Source organism: Microvirgula aerodenitrificans DSM 15089 (assembly GCF_000620105.1).
Classification (GTDB): domain Bacteria; phylum Pseudomonadota; class Gammaproteobacteria; order Burkholderiales; family Aquaspirillaceae; genus Microvirgula; species Microvirgula aerodenitrificans.
Genome location: NZ_JHVK01000014.1, coordinates 1 through 17994 on the forward strand (window position 1 = coordinate 1; position 17994 = coordinate 17994).

Consider the following 17994-nt stretch of genomic DNA (forward strand, 5'->3'; position numbering starts at 1 on the left):
CTGGACCACTACCAGATCGGTACCAGCGCCAGCAGCGCCGGCACGCTGTCCGGCGATTATCTGGCGCTTGGCCACGACGTCCGCATCGATACCGGTTTTACAGCCGGCACATCGGCCAGGCAGCAGGTCTATCCCAAGCTCGTCACCGGCAAGGGGCTGAGCGGCGCCGGCAATATCCGTTCGACCACCGTGGTCTGGGAAGCGCGGGGCTACCATGACAACGACGGCGATATCGGCGTCACCCTGGTCAAGAACGACTACCGCGACCTGATTGCCGACGCGTCGCTGGCACCGGTCGCCAGCGCCCTGGAGCGCAGCTACGGGCGCGGCAGACTGTTCTCCAGCCTGGAACTGCCGGGGCGTGAAGATTTTGCCCGCGCGCTGCGCCAGCTGTCCGGCGCCGGCTTTGACCGGTCACTGCGGGCCGTGCCCACGCTGGAACACCGTTTCGACCGGATGGCCGACAGCGTGGCCGAGGATGCCACCGGCTTCGGCTTCAGGCTGCTCGGGCGCGGCGAACGCGGCAGCCGGCTGGGTGCGTCAGCCTACGACATGGTCGCGCTGCAGCAGCGCTTTGCACCCGGCACGGCGCAACTGGCGGTGCGCTACGGTTTTGCCCGCGTGTCGCCGGGCAGCAGCAAGGACCGCGAGCAGGGACTGGACGGCAGCAGCCAGTACCTTGGCGCCCGCTATGCGCGGCCGCTGACGACCGGGCTGGCCGTGGAGGGCCACCTCGACTACTTCCTGCACCAGTACCGCACCCGGCGCACGCTCGACTATGGCACGGGGAGCAAGGCGGTCAATTACCGGGCGCGGGCCGATCACCGGCGCGACCAGCTGGGGGCCCGGCTGAACCTGGCGCTGGCACAGCCGGTCGGCGGTGCGGTGCTGACCCCGCTGCTTGGCGTCAGGCTGCGCTACCAGCGAGACGGCGCACTGCGGGAACGCGACGCCGGGGCCTTCGGGCTGCGGGTGACGTCGCGGCACGATGTGGCGCTGGAGGCGCTGCTGGGATTGCGTTTCAGCCATGACGGGCGGGATTCGCGGTCGCGAGGCTGGCAGCTGGATGCACAGTTCCATGGCCGACCGGCCATGCTGCGTCAGGCCGGCCGGCGGGAGGCGAGCCTGGCCGGTGCGCCGGATGCCCGCTTTGCCCTGGCGGCGGAGGATGGCCGGCGCCGCTTCGGCTACGACGGTCGGCTGGGCTTCAGCCACCAGGGACGCCACGGGCGCTTCAGCCTGGAGGGCTACCTGAGTCGCGACGACGGCAGTCAGGACCGCGGCGTGATGGCGAACTGGCGGCTGCTGTACTGAGCCGCAGGAGAAATGGCAGGGGCGGATGACAGACAGGCGGTTCCGTCACCGCCCGGATTCATTCCGGTATCGGCTTTAAATCCCGATTCAGAATTTTCCATTCGTCTTTCACCCATTCCATCAGGAAAAACAGGAAGGTACCAAATAAAAAAACAGTATCGTTCCATTCTCATCCAGTGAGTAACGAGACTAAATGGTGCATGGAAATTCCTTTGATTTTTTCACCAAGGATTCAATATGCCAACCCCTGTTCTGTTCAAAACCGGCCGGCACCTGCTCGTCTCCGGTTTTCGCCTTGGCAAGACCGCCGCCCTTTCCATTCTGGTCGGCAGCGCACCACTGGGTGAAGCGGCGGAAAGGAATGAGCACCCTGCCACAAGCCGGGCACGCACCACCTTGCCGGAGGCTCCCCCGCCCTGCCTGGAATCGGAACGCGCCGACAGCGACGCCTGCCCCCGGCAGCCCCGGCCCCAACCGGACCTGACCCTCAGGTACGGGGCCATTGCGGCAGGCGGGGCGGCAGTCGTCGGTTCGCTGCTGGCAGGAGGCGGGAAAAGCGGGGGGAAGGAAGAGGGACAGCACAAGGCACAGCCGGTCACGGCAACGGCAAGCGGCACGGCATCCGGCATGCAGACCACGCCACAGGCTCCGGAACAGGTAGCAATGGAAGCAGAAAAGCGGCCGCCGGTCCTGCAGAAGGGTGTGGAGCCACCACCGGCAAAGGGTGTGGATGAACCACCGCCAACAGGGCAGGACATCACCATCAGCCACGATCGCCATATCAATGGCAAAGAGGACAGCCCGCACCGGACGCTGGACATTTCCGGCGGGCAGAACGCTGTCACCGTCACGGGCAAAACCACGCTGAACGGGGGCCAGGCCGGTATTGCCGGGACGGGCAACAACCTGTCGGTCACGCTGCACGGCAGCAGCGAAATCCACGACAACGATTCGCGTGCCGCGCATCTCAGCGGTGACCACGCCAGGATCAGGCTGAGTGGCAACACGCACATTACCGCCAAAGGTACCGGCATCGACATCACCGGCAATGACGCGGAGGTCGTGCATTCAGGCCGGATGGAGGTGCTGTATGCCCATGCTGCCGGGACGCGGCTGACCGGTGACATGGCCCGTTACATCGAGCAGGGCCGGCTGGACCTGCGCACCCCGCAGGGATACGGCGTACAGGTTACCGGCAACAATGCGCAGCTCCAGACCGAACCCGACAGCCAGATCGACGTGACGCACAGCGCCACGGCCCTGTCGCTTGCGGGCGATCGCGGCGCCGTGCGGATGGAAGGCCGGATGACGCTGAACCGCAGTGCCACCGGCCTTGCGCTGACGGGACATCGCAACCTGGTAAAAATATCATCCGGTGACATCCGGGTCAGGGGCGGCAACAGTTTCGCCGTGAAGGTCCGCGGCAACAGCAACAAGATCGAGCTGGATGGCACGATCTCGCTCAGACCGGACGAGCTGCGGCCGGCCAGGCAACTGGCCGAGCCGCTGACGGCCATGTGGATCAAGGGCAATGACAACCATGTCGACATCAACAGTCTGGGACTGGATGGTCAGCTTCTGAGGCTGGACAGGCCACGCTGGCTGGCCCGGCACGGCAACACCTTCGGCATCACGGCCCGCTCGAACGGACTGCGGATAGAGGGGGATGGCAACCAGGTATGGATAAACGGGCCGGTTTTCTACCGTCAGGTTACCAAACCCCTGACGGACAACCAGCGCGCCGGCATCGGCGACACGGACGAGCTGCTGCGCCTGCACCCCGGCCTGATGGTTGACGTCAATGGCAAATCTTCCGTGCTGCTGAAGCACAAGATCAATATCCGCGGCGCATTCGCCAGCACACCGACCCTGTTCCGCGCCAGCAACGGGGCCACACTGACCCTGGTCCAGGGTGCCAGCCTGGAGACCGGCGAGCTGAGGATCATGGACCCGGTCACCTTCCCCACCCGCCACGCGCTGATGGAAGCCAGCGGCGCAGGATCGGTCCTGGACAACTCCGCCCACCTGACCCTGCACGGCGGGGCGGGCCTGGCCGCCCGCAACCAGGGACTGGTCGAGAACAACAGCCAGCTGTCGTCACGGCTCGCCTCGACGCTGCTGAACGAGGCCGATGCCACGATGGCAGGCCCGCTGCAGGGTTCCTATCTGCTGGCGGCCATCGATGCAGGCTCGACGGCAAGCAACCGGCGCTCGCTGACCGTCTCGCTGGACAACAATGTTGCCGCCCACAAGACCGGTTCGCCGTCACTGGTCCTGTCACAGTTCAACGCCACCCGTCCCGGCAACACGGCCATGCTGGCCGTCAATGCCGGCACGGCCAGCAATGAGGCGGGCTCGACCATACGGGCCGAAGGCGTCGGCGCCGGCGGCATGTCGGCCCATGGGGGCAATCCCCGCACCCGCACACTGGCACGGAATCTCGGCAGCATTGTCGTCAACCCGGTCATTGGCAGGCAGCTGACCCTGCGCGACTCCGCCCTGTCCAGTTCGGATGGCCAGTGGGAGCCGCTTGCCGCGCACGAGTATGCGCTGGGCATGTCGGCGGGTTCGCAGCGGGCCAGCGGCGGGACCGGGGGACCCCAGCTCATCCATGCCACCGCCATCAACGATGGCCAGATCACCGTACACAATGCCGGTGTCGGCATGGCGGCCTCCGGCAAGGGCAGCATGGCGCTGAACCGGGGCACGATACGGCTGGTCAGTGACGATGGCGTCCAGACGCCACCGGACGGGCTGTACGGCATGCTGGCGCTGAATGGCGGCCTGATCGTCAATGCCAGAGAGGGCAGCATCGACATGGACACCCCGGTCGGCAAGGCATTCCGGCTGGACAGCGGCGGCATGCTGATCAATCAGGGCAAGGTCCGGATGGGGGGCCACTCGCTGTCGGCCGGGCATTCGCAGTGGGGCGCCGCCACCAATGCCGAGCTCACGGAAGATTTCGCACAGGGCAAAGGGCTGCCGCTGACCCCGCAGGGCGTCACCATCAATGCCGACAAGCCGATGTTTTCCCCGGGCGTGGACATGCCCGCCGTGCTGCGCAGCGATGGCAAGCTGATGCTGAGGGGACTGACGCTGACGCTGTCGGGCAATGACCAGTTGATCAACACCGGCAAGCTGGTCAACGGCACGCTGGTCACCCGCCACAACGCCATGCTGGTCAACAGCGGAACGCTCGACAATATGGTCCTGCAGGCGGACGCGCGGCTCAGCAATGAAGCATCGGGCCGGATACGGCTCAGCCATGCGGATCCGAGCCACATCCAGGCACTGGACAACAGCGGCCGGCTGTATCCGGGCAGGCTGTCGCTGCCCGGCCCGGCCACCAATGCCGGCAGCGGCGTGATCCTGATGGCACCGGGCGCCACGCTGGAGCCCGGGAACCACCGTTTCACGAATGCCGGCGAGATCCGGGTGGAACTCCGGCCGGGTCAGCATGGCGCACCGGCGCAGACGCTGCTGGCCCTCAGCCAGGGACGGCAAGCGGAAGGAGAGATCATCAATACCGGCACGATGGAGGCATCCGACGGCTTTGCCGTCCTCAGGACGCAGAACCCGGCCGGACCGGCCCGCATCCTGTTCGCCAATCGCGGCAGGATCCGCTTCAGCACCGGGCACGGCACGACGGCGGCGCTGCAGGCCAGTCATGACGGGCTGGACTTGCTCAATGACGCCGGGGCGACCCTGGAGATCAACGGCGACCGTGCCATCGGCATGTTCAGCAATGGCGACGGACAACTGATCAACCGCGGCACCATCAACGTCGGTCAGCCTGGCAGCCCCCACACAGGGCTGGTCGCAATGGCGCTCGGTCCCGACGCGACCGGCACCCTGGTCAACGACAGCACCGGCACCATCGTTGTCCATGCCGGACAGTCCAGCGCTTTCCATATTGCCGGGTCGGCCGGAAAGCTGATCAATCGCGGCCAGGTACTGCTGCAATGCGGCGACGGAGGCACTTGCACCCGGTTCAGGGACGACCATACCCGGGGGCAGGATATCACCGGCTCCGCGGAGGACAAGACCTTCGTCTTCCAGGCCAGAATTGCCGAAAGCCCCCCCGCCGCCCGGCAGATGTCGCCGGACGGTTACGAGATCGGCACCACGGCCAGCGGCGGCGCCGGCACCCTGTCCGCCGACGGCTTGTCGGTCAGCAATGTGGCCATCAATACCCGCTTCACCGCCGGCACGTCCGCCCGGCAGGTGGTGTTCGACAAGGTCTTTGTCGGCAAGAACCTGAGCGGTGCCGGCAATATCCGCGCGACCTCCGCCGTCTGGCGCGCGCACGGTCATTACGATGCCGACGGTCATATCGGCGTGACGCTGGTCAAGAACGACTACCGCAACCTGATCACCGATGCCTCGCTGGCACCGGTTGCCGGGGCGCTGGAGCGCAGTTACAGCAGCAACGCGCTGTTCCGCAGCCTGGAACTGCCGGGCCGCGACGAATTCACCCGGGCACTGCGCCAGCTGTCCGGTGTCGGTATCGAGCGGACATTGCGGTCAACGGCCACCCTGGAACACCGCTTTGGCCTGATGGCCGGGACCGTCTCCGAGGACGCGACCGGCTTCGGCGTGAAGCTGCTTGGCCGCGGCCAGCCCGGCAGCCGGCTCGGTGCATCGGCCCATGACATGCTCGCGCTGCAGCAGCGCTTCGAATCGGGCACGGCGCAGCTGGCAATACGCTACGGCTTCGCCCGCGTATCGCCGGACGGCCAGAGCCGGGATGCCGCGCTGGATGGCCACAGCCAGTTCTTCGGCGTACGCCATGTACGGCCCCTGTCGTCCGGGCTGGCGCTGGAAAGCGATGTTGGCTACGTCCTGCACCAGTACCGTACCCAGCGTACGCTGCGCTATGGCAACCCCCTGGATCGCCATGACAAGAAGGACGCCAGCCGGCAGCCGCAGGCCGACCATCGCCGTGACCTGCTCGGCAGCCAGGTGAACCTGGCGCTGGCGGGCAAGGCAGGCAGCGTGATGCTGGAGCCGCTGCTGGGCGTCAAGCTGCGCTACCAGCGCGACGGGGCGCTGAAGGAACGGCATGGCGGCGATTTTGGATTGCGGTTGTCGTCACGCCATCAGGTGGCGCTGGACGGGGTGCTCGGGCTGCGGCTGAGCCATGACGGCCGGGACGGCAAATCGCGCGGCTGGCGGCTGGACGCGCAGTTCCATGCCCGCCCGACCCTGCTGCACCACACCGGCCAGCGCGAGGCCAGTCTGGCCGGCGCACCGGATGCCCGCTTTGCGCTGGCACCGGCAAGTGGCAGCCGCTTCAACCACGACAGCCGGCTTGGCCTCCGCCATGACGGTCGCCACAGCCAGTTCAGCCTGAACGGCTATCTGGGCCGCAACGACGGAGAAAGTGACCGGGGGATGACCGCGAACTGGCTGCACCGGTTCTAGGAGAACGGCAGGCAGGCCCGTCAGGCAATGAAGACGTTGTCGCCCTGACGAGCCAGCTTGCCGCGTCGGCCCGGCCACGTTTCCCACACCAGTTCGCTGTGCGGCAAACGACTCAGGTCCAGCGTCGCGGCCAGATCGCCCAGCGACACGCACTGCCAGCCCTGCCGCTTCCAGCCGGCCAGCAGCAGACCGACCATCTGCAGCAACTTGCGCCCGTCCGCTTCCGCGTTCAGCGAAAAGACATGGCCGTGGCGGCGCGGGGTCGAGGTCAGGTTGAGAATGCGCTCGATCGCCTGCGTCTGGTCACCATGCGATTCGGCCAGCACTTCGTCGAGCGTCGGCAGCGTGGTCGGCAGTTGCGGCACGGCCACGATTTCCGCCCGCTGTACCGGGATGAACGGTTCGCGTCCGCGGGCATCGCTGGCGAAGTGAATGCCGAGCCCCTGGCTCTGGCGCACGGCAGACCAGTTGCCATGCCAGCCCGGCGCCGCCAGCGTCTGCGGTGCGGCCCCGGTCAGCCGGGTGAAGCCGGCGATGGCCCGTTCCAGCGCCTTGCGCGTCCATTCGGCATCGGCCTCGGTGGATTCCTTGCGCCAGGCGGCCTGATCCCAGGCCTTGAGTCCCAGTTCGAATCCGTCCCCCTGCAGCGCATGCAGGCATTTGCGCAGCGCACGCCCCATGTCCGGGCCCGGCCACAGCCGGCCGTTCTGGCGGGTCAGGAACGGCAGATGCGCACGCGGCTTGACGCCGCCATGGGCAAACCATTCAGCCAGCGGCACCTTGCCGGCCCGATCAGGCCCGAGGCTCAGATAGAACGTCGCGCCCGCCCCCTGCTCGCGAAACAGCCCGGCCAGCGCAACGGCGCCGTCGGTCAGCCCGACCCGGGTGTGGATATCGACCTTGAGCGCAATGACGGACATGGTTCAGGCCACCGTGGCGAGTTCGGCGCGCATGGCATTGATCACGCCGCGGTAATCCGGCTGGCCATAGATGGCGGAGCCGGCCACGAAGGTATCGGCGCCGGCGCGGGCGATCTCGGCGATATTGTCGATCTTGACCCCGCCGTCGACTTCAAGCCAGATCTCGCCGCCGTGCTTTGCCGTCCAGGCGTCGATGCGCTCGCGCGTCATCCGGATCTTGTTCAGCGCTTCCGGGATAAAACTCTGCCCGCCAAAGCCCGGGTTGACCGACATGATCAGCACCATGTCGAGCTTGTCCATGACGTGGTCGAGATGATGCAGCGGTGCAGCCGGATTGATCACCAGCCCGGCCTTGCAACCGTTGTCGCGGATCAGGCCCAGCGTGCGGTCGACATGGTCGCTGGCTTCGGGGTGGAAGGTGATCATGTTGGCGCCGGCCTTCGCAAACTGGACCGCCAGCGCATCGACCGGCTTCACCATCAGGTGTACATCGATCATCGCTTCGGTATAAGGTCGTATCGCCTTGCACACCATCGGCCCGATGGTCAGGTTGGGCACGTAGTGGTTGTCCATCACATCGACGTGGATGATATCGGCCCCGGCCGCCACGACATCGCGGACTTCCTCGCCCAGACGGGCAAAATCGGCGGACAGGATGCTGGGGGCAATACGGAACTGACGCATGGCAAAATCGACCTGATAGCGAAAAACCGGATTTTACCGGTTTGCCGCCGTCGACGCATGGTCTTGGCATTTTTCCATTCGCCCCTATCTGCAGGACGCCCATCCACCTTGCAACGGGATCGCCACATGCAGAACAACAAATACGCCATCACGGTCGAACCGCAGTCGTTCTACATCGAAAACCAGTCTGCGCCGGACGATGGCCAGTACGTGTTCGCCTACCGCATCCGCATCACCAATGCCGGTACGGTATCCGCGCAATTGCAGGCCAGACACTGGATTATCACCGACGATACCGGCCATGTTGAGGAAGTTCATGGCGAAGGCGTGGTCGGCGAAAAGCCGACACTGGCGCCGGGAGAGTCGTTCGAGTATGTCAGCGGCGCCGGTATCGGCACGCCGTACGGCACCATGCGCGGCAGCTACCAGATGCTCGCCACCGACGGCACGCCGTTCGAGGCCGAGATCCCCGAATTCACCCTTCTTGGCCCGCGCGTGTTGCATTGACGCGCTCCAGCAGCGCGTCGAGCGCCACTTCGACCGTCTGCGTGCGCACCGCCCGCCGGTCACCGGCGAAATGACGGACGAAGGTATCGACCCGGCCGAACGGCATGGCGATGGCGAAGCAGACCAGGCCGACCGGCTTGTCCGGCGTGCCGCCGCCGGGACCGGCCACGCCGCTGACCGCGACACTCCAGTCGGCCCCGCTGAGCTTCTGCACCCCGCGCGCCATTTCCGCCGCCACCACCTCGCTGACGGCACCGTGCGCGGCCAGTGAGGCCGGCGACACTTTCAGCATGCCGGTCTTGGCCGCATTCGCATAACTGACCACGCCCCAGCCGAACCAGTCGCTGGAGCCGGCGATATCGGTCAGCGCACCGGCAATCAGGCCGCCAGTACACGACTCGGCGGTTGCCACGGTCTCGTGCCGCGCCTTCAGGCGCAGGCCGAGCGTTTCCGCCCGGGAGCGGATTGATGCACTCATTGGCCTCTCCGGCGATAGCGTTCGATCAGGGCATTGGTCGAACCGTCATGGCTCAGCGGACCATCGCCCGCCAGTTCCGGCGCGATGCGCCGGGCCAGCAGCTTGCCGTACTCGACCCCCCACTGGTCAAACGAATTGATGCCCCAGATCACGCCTTCGACAAACACCTTGTGCTCATAAGCGGCCAGCAGCATGCCGAGCGAGCGCGGGCACAGCGCATCCAGCACCAGGGTATTGGACGGCTGATTGCCCGGAAAGACCTTCTGCGGCAGCAGCATGTCCAGCGTGTCGCCAGAGACGCCCTCGTCTTCCAGCTGCGCCAGCGCTTCGGCCACGGTCTTGCCGCGCATCAGCGCCTCGGTCTGCGCCAGGCAGTTCGCCACCAGTTGCCGGTGATGGTCGCCAACCGGGTACTGGCTGGACAGCGGCAGGATGAAATCGCACGGCACCAGCCGCGTACCCTGATGCAGCAACTGGAAAAACGCATGCTGGCTGTTGACGCCGACCTCGCCCCAGATCACCGGGCCGGTATCGAAATCGAGTTTCTCGCCATAGCGACCGACACGCTTGCCGTTGGACTCCATGTCCAGCTGCTGCAGATAGGCCGGCAACCGGGCCAGGCCCTGGCTGTACGGCATGATGGCGTGGGTATGCGCCCCGTAGAAGGTGTTGTACCAGACGCCAAGCAGGCCCATCACCACCGGGATGTTGCGTTCGAACGGCGCCGAGAAAAAGTGCGCGTCCATCTCGCGGGCGCCGGCAAGAAAATCGCGAAAGTGCGCCTCGCCAACGGCGATCATCACCGGCAGGCCAATGGCCGACCAGACCGAATAGCGCCCGCCGACCCAGTCCCAGAAACCGAACATATTGGCCGGATCAATGCCGAAGCGGCACACCGCCGGAGTATTGGTCGACACGGCGACGAAGTGGCGCGCCACGTCGGCGGCCGTTGCCGTGCGCAGGAACCAGTCGCGGGCCGCTTCGGCATTGGCCAGCGTTTCCGGGGTGGTGAACGATTTCGAGGCAACGATGAACAGCGTGGTGGCCGGATCGCAATGCGCCAGCGTCTGCATCAGCTGCGCGCCATCGAGATTGGAGACGAAATGCACCCGCACCGCCTCGCTGGCGAACGGGCGCAGCGCGCTGTCGACCAGCATCGGCCCGAGATCGGAACCGCCGATGCCGATATTGACCACATCGGCGATGCGCCGGCCGTCATGCCCCAGCCACTCGCCGTCGCGCACGCGGCGGGCAAAATCGAAACAGCGTGCCAGCGTGGCATGCACGTCCGGCACCACATCGATGCCGTCGACGCAGTAGTGGTCGTGCTCGCCGGCGCGCAGTGCCATGTGCATGACGGCACGATGCTCGCTGACATTGACCGGTTCGCCGTCGCGCAGGCGCCGCATCCAGTCGCCGAGCCCGGCCGTGCGCGCCAGTTCGGTCAGCAGCTCCATCGTCCGCGCCGTCACCCGGTTTTTCGAGTAATCGAGCAGGAAGCCGTCGAGTTCGATGGAGAAATGTTCAAAGCGCTGCGGGTCGGCCTCGAACAGGTCGCGCATGTGCACCGGGCGGGTCGCACGCTGATGATGGTGCAGTTGCGCCCAGACCGGCGTGAGGTTGATGTCGTTGGCGAGCAGGGAGGCCATGGCGTCAGCAGGAACAGGTGTCGATCGGCGGCGCCTGCACATGGCGGCGCCGGACTTTTCAATCAGGCATGGCCCGCCGGCGGGCGGGCTTTTGCGCTCACAGCTTGATGAAATGCTCGCGGTAGTACTTCATTTCCTCGATCGACTCGTAGATGTCGGCCAGGGCTTCGTGCTTGCCGTGCTTTTTCATGCCCTTGGCAATTTCCGGCTTCCAGCGCTTGCACAGTTCCTTCAGCGTCGACACGTCAAGGTTGCGGTAATGGAAGTGGGCTTCCAGTTCCGGCATCCAGCGCGCCATGAAGCGGCGGTCCTGGCAGATCGAGTTGCCGCACATCGGCGATGCCTTGGCCGGCACGTGCTGCTGCAGGAAAGCCAGCATCTGCGCCTGCGCGGCGGCTTCGTCCAGCGTCGATGCCCTGACCTTTTCGATCAGGCCGCTGCGGCCATGGGTGCCCTTGTTCCAGGCGTCCATGCCGTCGAGCACGGCGTCGCTCTGGTGAACGACCAGCACCGGCGACTCGGCCACGGTATTGAGTTCGCTGTCGGTAATGACGACAGCCAGTTCAATCACGCGGTCGCTGTCCGGATTCAGCCCGGTCATTTCCATGTCGAGCCATATCAGGTGGTTTTGGTCTTGTGCCATACTGGTGTGCTTTTCTGTATTGAATTTCGGTAGCGGTGGAATTGTCTCATACTCGACGCCACTCTCCCCATCCTGCCATACCATGTCCGTCTCCATGACCACACTTGTCACCAGTGCCTTCCTGCTCGCCCTGGCCTTTTCGCTGGCGCTGCGCCTGTACCTGGCCTCGCGTCACATCCGCCATGTCCGGGCGCACCGCGAGGCCGTGCCGGCGGCCTTCACCGGCCGCTTCACCCTGGCCGATCACCAGCTGGCCGCCGATTACACCGTGGCCAGGACCCGGCTCGCCATGCTGTCGGCGCTTGTCGACGCCGGTGTGCTGCTGGCGCTGACCCTCGGCGGCGGCATCGAGGCGCTGACGGTATTCTGGCTGGGTCTGGGCTGGCCCCCGGTCGTCAGCGGCACGGCGCTGATCCTGTCGCTGATGGCGATCACCGGCCTGATCGGCCTGCCGTTCGGCCTGTATGCAACCTTCGGCATCGAGGCCCGCTTCGGCTTCAACAAGACCAGCGTCAGGCTGTTCATCATCGACCAGTTGAAGAGCCTGCTGGTCGGGCTGGTGCTCGGCGTGCCGCTGTTGCTGCTGGTGCTGTGGCTGATGTACGGCAGCACGCTGTGGTGGCTGTGGGTGTGGCTGGTCTGGAGCGCCTTCTCGCTGCTGATGGTCTGGCTGTTCCCGACCGTGATCGCACCGCTGTTCAACCGCTTCCTGCCGCTGGAAGATGGCGAGCTGAAACAGCGCATCGACGCCCTGCTCACCCGCTGCGGCTTCCGCTCCAGCGGGGTATTCGTGGTCGACGGTTCGCGCCGCTCCAGTCACGGCAACGCCTATTTCACCGGTTTCGGCGCCGCCAAGCGTATCGTGTTCTACGACACGCTGCTGAACCAGCTCGATGGCGACGAGATCGAGGCCGTGCTCGCCCATGAACTGGGCCACTTCAAGCGCCGGCACATCATCAAGCGCATCGTGCTGACCTTTGCCCTGTCCTTCGCCTTCCTGCTGCTGCTCGGCTGGCTGCTGGAATGGACGCCGTTCTACTTCGGCCTCGGCATCAGCACGCCGACACTGGCAGCCGGGCTGATTCTGGCCGCCATGGCGCTGCCGGCCTTCACCTTCCCGCTGACCCCGCTGATGAGCCGGCTGTCCCGCCGCCAGGAATTCGAGGCCGACGCCTATGCCGCCGAACACGCCGACCGCCATGCGCTGGTCTCGGCGCTGACCCGGCTCTACCGCGACAACGCGTCGACGCTGACCCCGGACCCGCTCCACTCGGCGTTCTACGACTCACACCCGCCGGCAACGATCCGCATCCAGCATCTGGAATCGCTGCCGCATACCGGAGTTTCCGCATGAACCGACTTGCCCGCGAGCGCTGCTCGCCCCAGCATGCCCACACCCGGCTGGAGGCGGAAGAAATTCCGTCCCTGCTGGAAGCCCTGTCCGAATCCTGGCGCCTCGACGGCGATGCGCTGGTCCGCCGCTTCGACTTCGCCAACTATCACGAGACCATGGCCTTCGTGAATGCCAGCGCGTGGATCTCGCACCGCGAGGACCATCATCCGGACCTGTCCGTGCATTACAACCGGGTGGAAGTCTCCTACTCGACCCATGATGCCGGCGGTCTGACCCGCAACGATTTCATCTGCGCCGCCAAGCTCGACGTACTGGACAGCCTGTGACGCAATCGGCCGGACAGATCATCAGAAGCCATGGTCGACGCTATGTGGTCGAAGCCGACGATGGCAACACCTACGACTGCAGCACGCGCGGCAAGCGTTCCGACTACGCCGCCGGCGACCGGGTCGACCTGCAGATCAGCAATGGCGAGCAGGCGGTCATCGAACGGGCGCAGCCGCGCCGCAGCCTGCTGTACCGGCAGGACGATTTCCGCCAGAAGCTGATCGCGGCCAATGTCACCCAGCTGGTCGTGGTACTGGCCGCCGTGCCGACCCCGTCGCGGGAATTCCTCGACCGGGCGCTGATCGCCGCCGAGGCGGCCGATATCGCGGCACTGATCGTCCTGAACAAGACCGACCTGCCGGAAACGCCGGCCGCGCGCGAGCTGCTGGGCTTCTATCGCGAGATCGGCTACCCGGTGCTGGAACTGTCGGCACTGGGCGACATCTCGCCGCTGCGCGAACGGCTGACCGGTCAGACCACGGTGCTGATCGGCCAGTCCGGCATGGGCAAGTCCACGCTGACCAACGCCCTGCTGCCGTCGGCACAGGCCCGGGTCGGCGATATTTCCACCGCGCTGGATTCCGGCCGCCATACCACCACCCATGCGACGCTGTATCACCTGGACGCCGACAGCCACCTGATCGATTCGCCCGGACTGCAGGAATTCGGCCTGATGCATCTCGATGCAACCCAGGTCATTCACTACTTCCCGGAAATGCGCGAGCTGGCCGGTCGCTGCCGCTTCCACAACTGCGCGCACCTGGTCGAGCCGGGCTGCGGGCTGATCGCGGCCAGTTCCGCCGGCGAGATCGCGGCCGTCCGGCTGCCCCTGCTGCAGAAACTTACCCGCATGCTGCAGCGTTGATTCACTAGCTGATTCAATCATTTAGTCAAAGCCATCCACCCGGATGGCTTTTTTTCATTCTGCGTCCATTCGGCCAGAATTATGCTTTTGCTCATTTTGCCAAACGTGTCGGCAATTCAGCGCTATAAACAAATCAGCCCCCCGATATTCCACGTATTTGTTGCATTGCGGCATTTTCTGCAATCTCATCCATATTGCATTGCGGAATGCATTTTCCATTCGTATGGTTCATCATGAATAAAACGGACTGAAGAATAACGGTCCGCCAATAACCGGGGTGGCGTGACGCCACCGGGCCTGGCGGTACCCGCAACGCTTGCACCCACAATAAGGAGGTACAGATGACACGAATTGCTCTCGTCACCGGCGGTATGGGGGGGATTGGCACTGCCATCTGCAAGGCACTTGCCCAGGCCGGTCATATCGTCATCACGACCTATTCCCGCCCCGGCAAGGAAACGGCCTGGCTGGCCGATATGAAAGAGCAGGGATTCGATGTCCACGCCTATCAATGCGACGTCACCGATTTCGATGCCTGCAGTGCCCTGATCGCGAAAATCCAGTCCGAAGTCGGCCCGGTCGACGTGCTGGTCAATAATGCCGGGATTACCCGTGACGGCGTGCTGCGGAAAATGGACAAGGCGTCGTGGGACGCCGTCATGTCGACCAACCTCGACAGCGTTTTCAACATGACGCGGCCGCTGATCGAAGGCATGTGCGAGCGCGGTTTCGGCCGGATCATCAGTATTTCGTCGATCAATGGCCAGAAGGGCCAGCTCGGCCAGACCAACTACTCGGCGGCCAAGGCCGGCATGCACGGCTTCAGCATGGCGCTGGCGCAGGAAGTCGCCCGCAAGGGCGTGACGGTCAACACCGTCAGCCCGGGCTATATCGGCACCGACATGGTGATGGCGGTCCCGGCCGAAGTCCGCGAAAAGATCGTCGCCCAGATCCCGCTGGGCAGGCTCGGCAAGCCGGAGGAAATTGCCGGGCTGGTCGCCTATCTGGCCAGCGACCTGGCCGGTTTCATGACCGGCGCCGATCTGGCGATGAACGGCGGGCAACACATGATGTAATGCCATAATTCCCGCCAGTCAACTGCAAGAGACGGTCGCAACGCGACCGTCTCTTTTCATCCACAGCGCCAACCGCCACTTTTGTTCCCGCAGCGGCCTTTCCATTACAACCTGTCCGGTACGGTCGTGCGCCGTACCTTGCCTTGACCGGAAAGGAAACGTAATGGAGCTGTTCTCGCATGTACGCATCATCATCGGCGTCGTCATGAGCCTCGGGCTGACCCATCTGCTGCAGGGCATCGCCTCGCTGGTCCAGCACCCGGAACCGCGCAAGGTCTATATGGTCCATCTGCTCTGGGTCGTGTCGATGGTGCTGTATCTGCTGCATTTCTGGTGGTGGGAGTTCCGCCTCAGGCATCTCGCCGACTGGACCTTCCTGATCTATGTATTCCTGATCGTCTACACCGTCCTGCTGTATCTGCTGTGTTCGCTGCTGTTTCCGCGCAGACTGGCACCGTATGCCGACTCCGAGGAGTACTTCCTTTCCCGCCGGCGCTGGTTTTTCGGCCTGATGGCGCTGGTCTACCTGCTGGATATCATCGATACCGCACTCAAGGGCGACCAGCACCTGCAGTCGCTCGGCCTCGAATACCTGGTGCGCATCGCCGTATACGTGGTGTTGTGTCTGGTGGCGATGCAGACGGCCAGCCACCGCTTCCATCTGGTCTTTGTCATCGCCAGCCTCGCCTATCAGATCTCGTTCGCGCTGCGGCTGTTCTGGCGCGAGACCAATTAACGCAATGCGCCGCCCGAAGGCGGCGCATTGCGGTGCAACGGTGTCGCGCTTACTGCCGTTCCCAGGTCTGGGTACGACCGAGCAGCGACACGCCGAGGAAACCGCGCACTTCGAGCTTCTTGCCGCTGTCCTGCAGTCTGGCCTTGCTGCTGTAGATCTTGCCCTTTTTCGGGTCGAGGATCTTGCCGCCTTCATAGCTGTCGCCGGACTTTTTCAGGCCCCAGAGAATGGTCATGCCCTGGATCGGCTTGTCCTTGCGATCGCCATCGCACTGGTCGCATCTGGCGTCCGGATTGTGGAACAGCTTGACGATCCGGCCCTGGTATTCGCCACCGTTGTCGGTAATCTGCACCAGCGCCTTCGGCTGTCTGGTTTCGTCATCGATGGTCTTCCAGGTTCCGACAATGGCTTCGTCGGCACGCGCCAGTCCGACCAGCAGCAATGTCCCCATCAGCGCAGCAGCGATCTTCTTCATGTTGTCTCTCCATCCTCGAAAAAACGATTGTTTTAAGTTGGAACTCTAGAATGCCGAACGCGTTCCCGACGGTCAAGCTATTGGGGTAAACCCGATTGGGGAAACACCCAATTCATTTCGGGCAATTCTGTAGCGCATCATTCGATCACCATAGGAGAAACGGGTGGCTCGCGTCACCCTCAGCGCAAGACAGGAATCGGGATGCAAAGAAAAATCTACAAGAGCCTGTATTTTCAGGTGATCGTGGCCATCGTGCTGGGGGTCGTGCTCGGCCACTTCCTGCCGGAGACCGGTGCCAGCATGAAGCCGCTCGGAGACGGCTTCATCAAGCTGGTGAAGATGATGATCACGCCGATCATCTTTTGTACCGTGGTGGTCGGCATTGCCGGCATGGAAGACATGAAGAAGGTCGGCCGCGTCGGTGGCAAGGCGCTGCTGTACTTTGAAGTCGTGACCACGCTGGCACTGGTCATCGGCCTGTTCGTCGTCAACACGCTGAAGCCGGGCGCCGGCATGCACGTCGACCCGGCCACGCTGGATACCAAGTCGATTGCCAAGTACACCGCCGCTGCCGAGCACCAGTCGGCTGTCGACTTCGTGCTGCACATCATCCCGAACAGCGTGATCGGCGCGTTCGCCGAAGGTGAAATCCTGCAGGTGCTGCTGTTCTCGGTGCTGTTCGGCTTCGGTCTGTCGCTGATGGGCAAGGGCGGCAAGCCGGTGCTGGAGTTCATCGAAAAAGTCTCGCACGTGCTGTTCGCCATCATCGGCTTCATCATGAAGCTCGCCCCGATCGGTGCTTTCGGCGCCATGGCCTTCACCATCGGCAAGTACGGCGTCGGCAGCCTGACCTCGCTGGCCGCGCTGATGGGCAGCTTCTACCTGACCTGCCTGCTGTTCGTGTTCGTCGTGCTCGGCGCGATCGCCCGCTACTGCGGCTTCAGCGTGTGGAAGCTGATCAAGTACATCAAGGAAGAACTGCTGATCGTGCTCGGCACCTCGTCGTCCGAGTCTGCCCTGCCCCGGCTGATGGTCAAGCTCGAACAGCTCGGCTGCGCCAAGCCGGTTGTCGGCCTGGTGGTACCGACCGGCTACTCGTTCAACCTGGACGGCACGTCGATCTACCTGACCATGGCCGCGATCTTCATCGCCCAGGCCTGCGGCATCGAACTGTCGCTGACCCAGGAACTGACCATTATCGGCGTGCTGCTGCTGACGTCGAAGGGTGCCGCCGGCGTGACCGGTTCGGGCTTCATCACCCTGGCCGCCACGCTGGCCACGGTGCCGGACATTCCGGTTGCCGGTCTGGCGCTGATCCTCGGCATCGACCGCTTCATGTCCGAAGCCCGCGCCCTGACCAACCTGGTCGGCAATGCGGTGGCCACGGTGGTGGTGTCGAAGTGGGAACACTCGCTGGATGCCGCGCAGATGAAGCGCGAGCTGGACAGCCCGACCCCGATCGAACACGGCATGCAGATCAACGCACCGCACCTGACGCGCGAAGTGTCACAGGAACTGTCCTGATTCCTGCTGCTTCATCGC

The 17994-nt window shown here is 64.5% G+C and carries 15 protein-coding genes; 9 read left to right on the forward strand and 6 right to left on the reverse strand.

The annotated features are described in order from the left end of the window. Both Q352_RS20910 and Q352_RS0112275 read left to right on the forward strand, forming a co-directional pair. Positions 1 to 1314: autotransporter outer membrane beta-barrel domain-containing protein (locus Q352_RS20910; RefSeq protein WP_036386205.1), on the forward strand; the 1314-nt coding region annotated here is incomplete at its 5' end. Between the two features lie 237 nt (positions 1315 to 1551). Beyond that, a complete protein-coding gene (locus tag Q352_RS0112275; protein WP_156952537.1) occupies positions 1552 to 6738 on the forward strand; it encodes an autotransporter outer membrane beta-barrel domain-containing protein in 5187 nt (1728 codons plus the stop codon). A 20-nt stretch (positions 6739 to 6758) separates the two neighbouring features. On the opposite strand, the gene Q352_RS20915 is transcribed toward Q352_RS0112275, so the two are convergent. Then, positions 6759 to 7658 (reverse strand): polysaccharide deacetylase family protein, encoded by a 900-nt coding sequence (locus Q352_RS20915; protein ID WP_036386208.1) that lies wholly within the window; start codon positions 7656 to 7658, stop codon positions 6759 to 6761. A gap of 3 nt (positions 7659 to 7661) precedes the next feature. Next, positions 7662 to 8342, reverse strand: coding sequence for a ribulose-phosphate 3-epimerase (gene rpe, locus Q352_RS0112285; protein ID WP_028499604.1), 681 nt, complete (start codon positions 8340 to 8342; stop codon positions 7662 to 7664). A gap of 126 nt (positions 8343 to 8468) precedes the next feature. Here rpe and apaG point away from each other — a divergent pair, with 126 nt between their 5' ends. Next, entirely contained in the window at positions 8469 to 8849 is a 381-nt protein-coding gene (gene apaG / locus Q352_RS0112290; protein WP_028499605.1) for a Co2+/Mg2+ efflux facilitator ApaG/CorD, read from the forward strand. Here apaG and Q352_RS0112295 read toward each other — a convergent pair. The 3 genes from Q352_RS0112295 to orn form a co-directional block, all read right to left on the reverse strand. Next, entirely contained in the window at positions 8818 to 9327 is a 510-nt protein-coding gene (locus Q352_RS0112295) for a CinA family protein (RefSeq protein ID WP_028499606.1), read from the reverse strand. The genes apaG and Q352_RS0112295 overlap by 32 nt on opposite strands. Next, on the reverse strand, positions 9324 to 10976 hold the full coding sequence (pgi, locus tag Q352_RS0112300) for a glucose-6-phosphate isomerase (RefSeq protein ID WP_028499607.1): 1653 nt from the start codon (positions 10974 to 10976) through the stop codon (positions 9324 to 9326). Before pgi ends, Q352_RS0112295 begins: the two co-directional genes overlap by 4 nt. A gap of 97 nt (positions 10977 to 11073) precedes the next feature. Then, positions 11074 to 11619: an oligoribonuclease gene (gene orn, locus Q352_RS0112305; RefSeq protein WP_028499608.1), complete on the reverse strand. Its 546-nt coding sequence runs from the start codon at positions 11617 to 11619 to the stop codon at positions 11074 to 11076. A 94-nt stretch (positions 11620 to 11713) separates the two neighbouring features. On the opposite strand from orn, the gene Q352_RS0112310 reads away from it, so the two are divergent. The 5 genes from Q352_RS0112310 to Q352_RS0112330 all read left to right on the forward strand — a co-directional run bounded on the left by Q352_RS0112310 (position 11714) and on the right by Q352_RS0112330 (position 15977). After that, positions 11714 to 12973: a M48 family metallopeptidase gene (locus tag Q352_RS0112310; protein ID WP_028499609.1), complete on the forward strand. Its 1260-nt coding sequence runs from the start codon at positions 11714 to 11716 to the stop codon at positions 12971 to 12973. After that, a complete protein-coding gene (locus Q352_RS0112315) occupies positions 12970 to 13299 on the forward strand; it encodes a 4a-hydroxytetrahydrobiopterin dehydratase (RefSeq protein WP_028499610.1) in 330 nt (109 codons plus the stop codon). The genes Q352_RS0112310 and Q352_RS0112315 overlap by 4 nt, the downstream gene beginning before the upstream one ends. Next, a complete protein-coding gene (gene rsgA / locus Q352_RS0112320) occupies positions 13296 to 14165 on the forward strand; it encodes a ribosome small subunit-dependent GTPase A (RefSeq protein WP_028499611.1) in 870 nt (289 codons plus the stop codon). The genes Q352_RS0112315 and rsgA overlap by 4 nt, the downstream gene beginning before the upstream one ends. A 341-nt stretch (positions 14166 to 14506) precedes the next feature. After that, a complete protein-coding gene (locus Q352_RS0112325) occupies positions 14507 to 15241 on the forward strand; it encodes a beta-ketoacyl-ACP reductase (RefSeq protein WP_028499612.1) in 735 nt (244 codons plus the stop codon). A gap of 163 nt (positions 15242 to 15404) precedes the next feature. Further along, complete coding sequence (locus tag Q352_RS0112330) at positions 15405 to 15977, forward strand: hypothetical protein (protein WP_036386210.1); 573 nt, start codon at positions 15405 to 15407, stop codon at positions 15975 to 15977. 49 nt (positions 15978 to 16026) lie between these two features. Here Q352_RS0112330 and Q352_RS0112335 read toward each other — a convergent pair whose 3' ends face one another. Further along, the gene (locus Q352_RS0112335; protein WP_028499614.1) at positions 16027 to 16452 is read right to left on the reverse strand and encodes a DUF2147 domain-containing protein; all 426 of its coding nucleotides are present in this window, start codon (positions 16450 to 16452) and stop codon (positions 16027 to 16029) included. A 201-nt stretch (positions 16453 to 16653) separates the two neighbouring features. Between Q352_RS0112335 and Q352_RS0112340 the strand changes: the two genes are divergently transcribed. Next, positions 16654 to 17976, forward strand: coding sequence for a dicarboxylate/amino acid:cation symporter (locus Q352_RS0112340; RefSeq protein ID WP_028499615.1), 1323 nt, complete (start codon positions 16654 to 16656; stop codon positions 17974 to 17976). The last annotated feature ends 18 nt before the right edge of the window (positions 17977 to 17994 follow it).

Excerpts from the sequence above, each read along its gene's own strand:
- Q352_RS0112295 (WP_028499606.1), bottom strand. The coding sequence starts at position 9,327 with ATGAGTGCATCAATCCGCTCCCGGGCGGAAACGCTCGGCCTGCGCCTG.
- Q352_RS0112330 (WP_036386210.1), top strand. The coding sequence starts at position 15,405 with ATGGAGCTGTTCTCGCATGTACGCATCATCATCGGCGTCGTCATGAGC.
- Q352_RS0112335 (WP_028499614.1), bottom strand. The coding sequence starts at position 16,452 with ATGAAGAAGATCGCTGCTGCGCTGATGGGGACATTGCTGCTGGTCGGA.
- Q352_RS20915 (WP_036386208.1), bottom strand. The coding sequence starts at position 7,658 with ATGTCCGTCATTGCGCTCAAGGTCGATATCCACACCCGGGTCGGGCTG.
- Q352_RS0112325 (WP_028499612.1), top strand. The coding sequence starts at position 14,507 with ATGACACGAATTGCTCTCGTCACCGGCGGTATGGGGGGGATTGGCACT.
- Q352_RS0112315 (WP_028499610.1), top strand. The coding sequence starts at position 12,970 with ATGAACCGACTTGCCCGCGAGCGCTGCTCGCCCCAGCATGCCCACACC.
- Q352_RS0112340 (WP_028499615.1), top strand. The coding sequence starts at position 16,654 with ATGCAAAGAAAAATCTACAAGAGCCTGTATTTTCAGGTGATCGTGGCC.
- Q352_RS0112275 (WP_156952537.1), top strand. The coding sequence starts at position 1,552 with ATGCCAACCCCTGTTCTGTTCAAAACCGGCCGGCACCTGCTCGTCTCC.
- apaG (WP_028499605.1), top strand. The coding sequence starts at position 8,469 with ATGCAGAACAACAAATACGCCATCACGGTCGAACCGCAGTCGTTCTAC.
- pgi (WP_028499607.1), bottom strand. The coding sequence starts at position 10,976 with ATGGCCTCCCTGCTCGCCAACGACATCAACCTCACGCCGGTCTGGGCG.
- Q352_RS0112310 (WP_028499609.1), top strand. The coding sequence starts at position 11,714 with ATGACCACACTTGTCACCAGTGCCTTCCTGCTCGCCCTGGCCTTTTCG.
- orn (WP_028499608.1), bottom strand. The coding sequence starts at position 11,619 with ATGGCACAAGACCAAAACCACCTGATATGGCTCGACATGGAAATGACC.
- rpe (WP_028499604.1), bottom strand. The coding sequence starts at position 8,342 with ATGCGTCAGTTCCGTATTGCCCCCAGCATCCTGTCCGCCGATTTTGCC.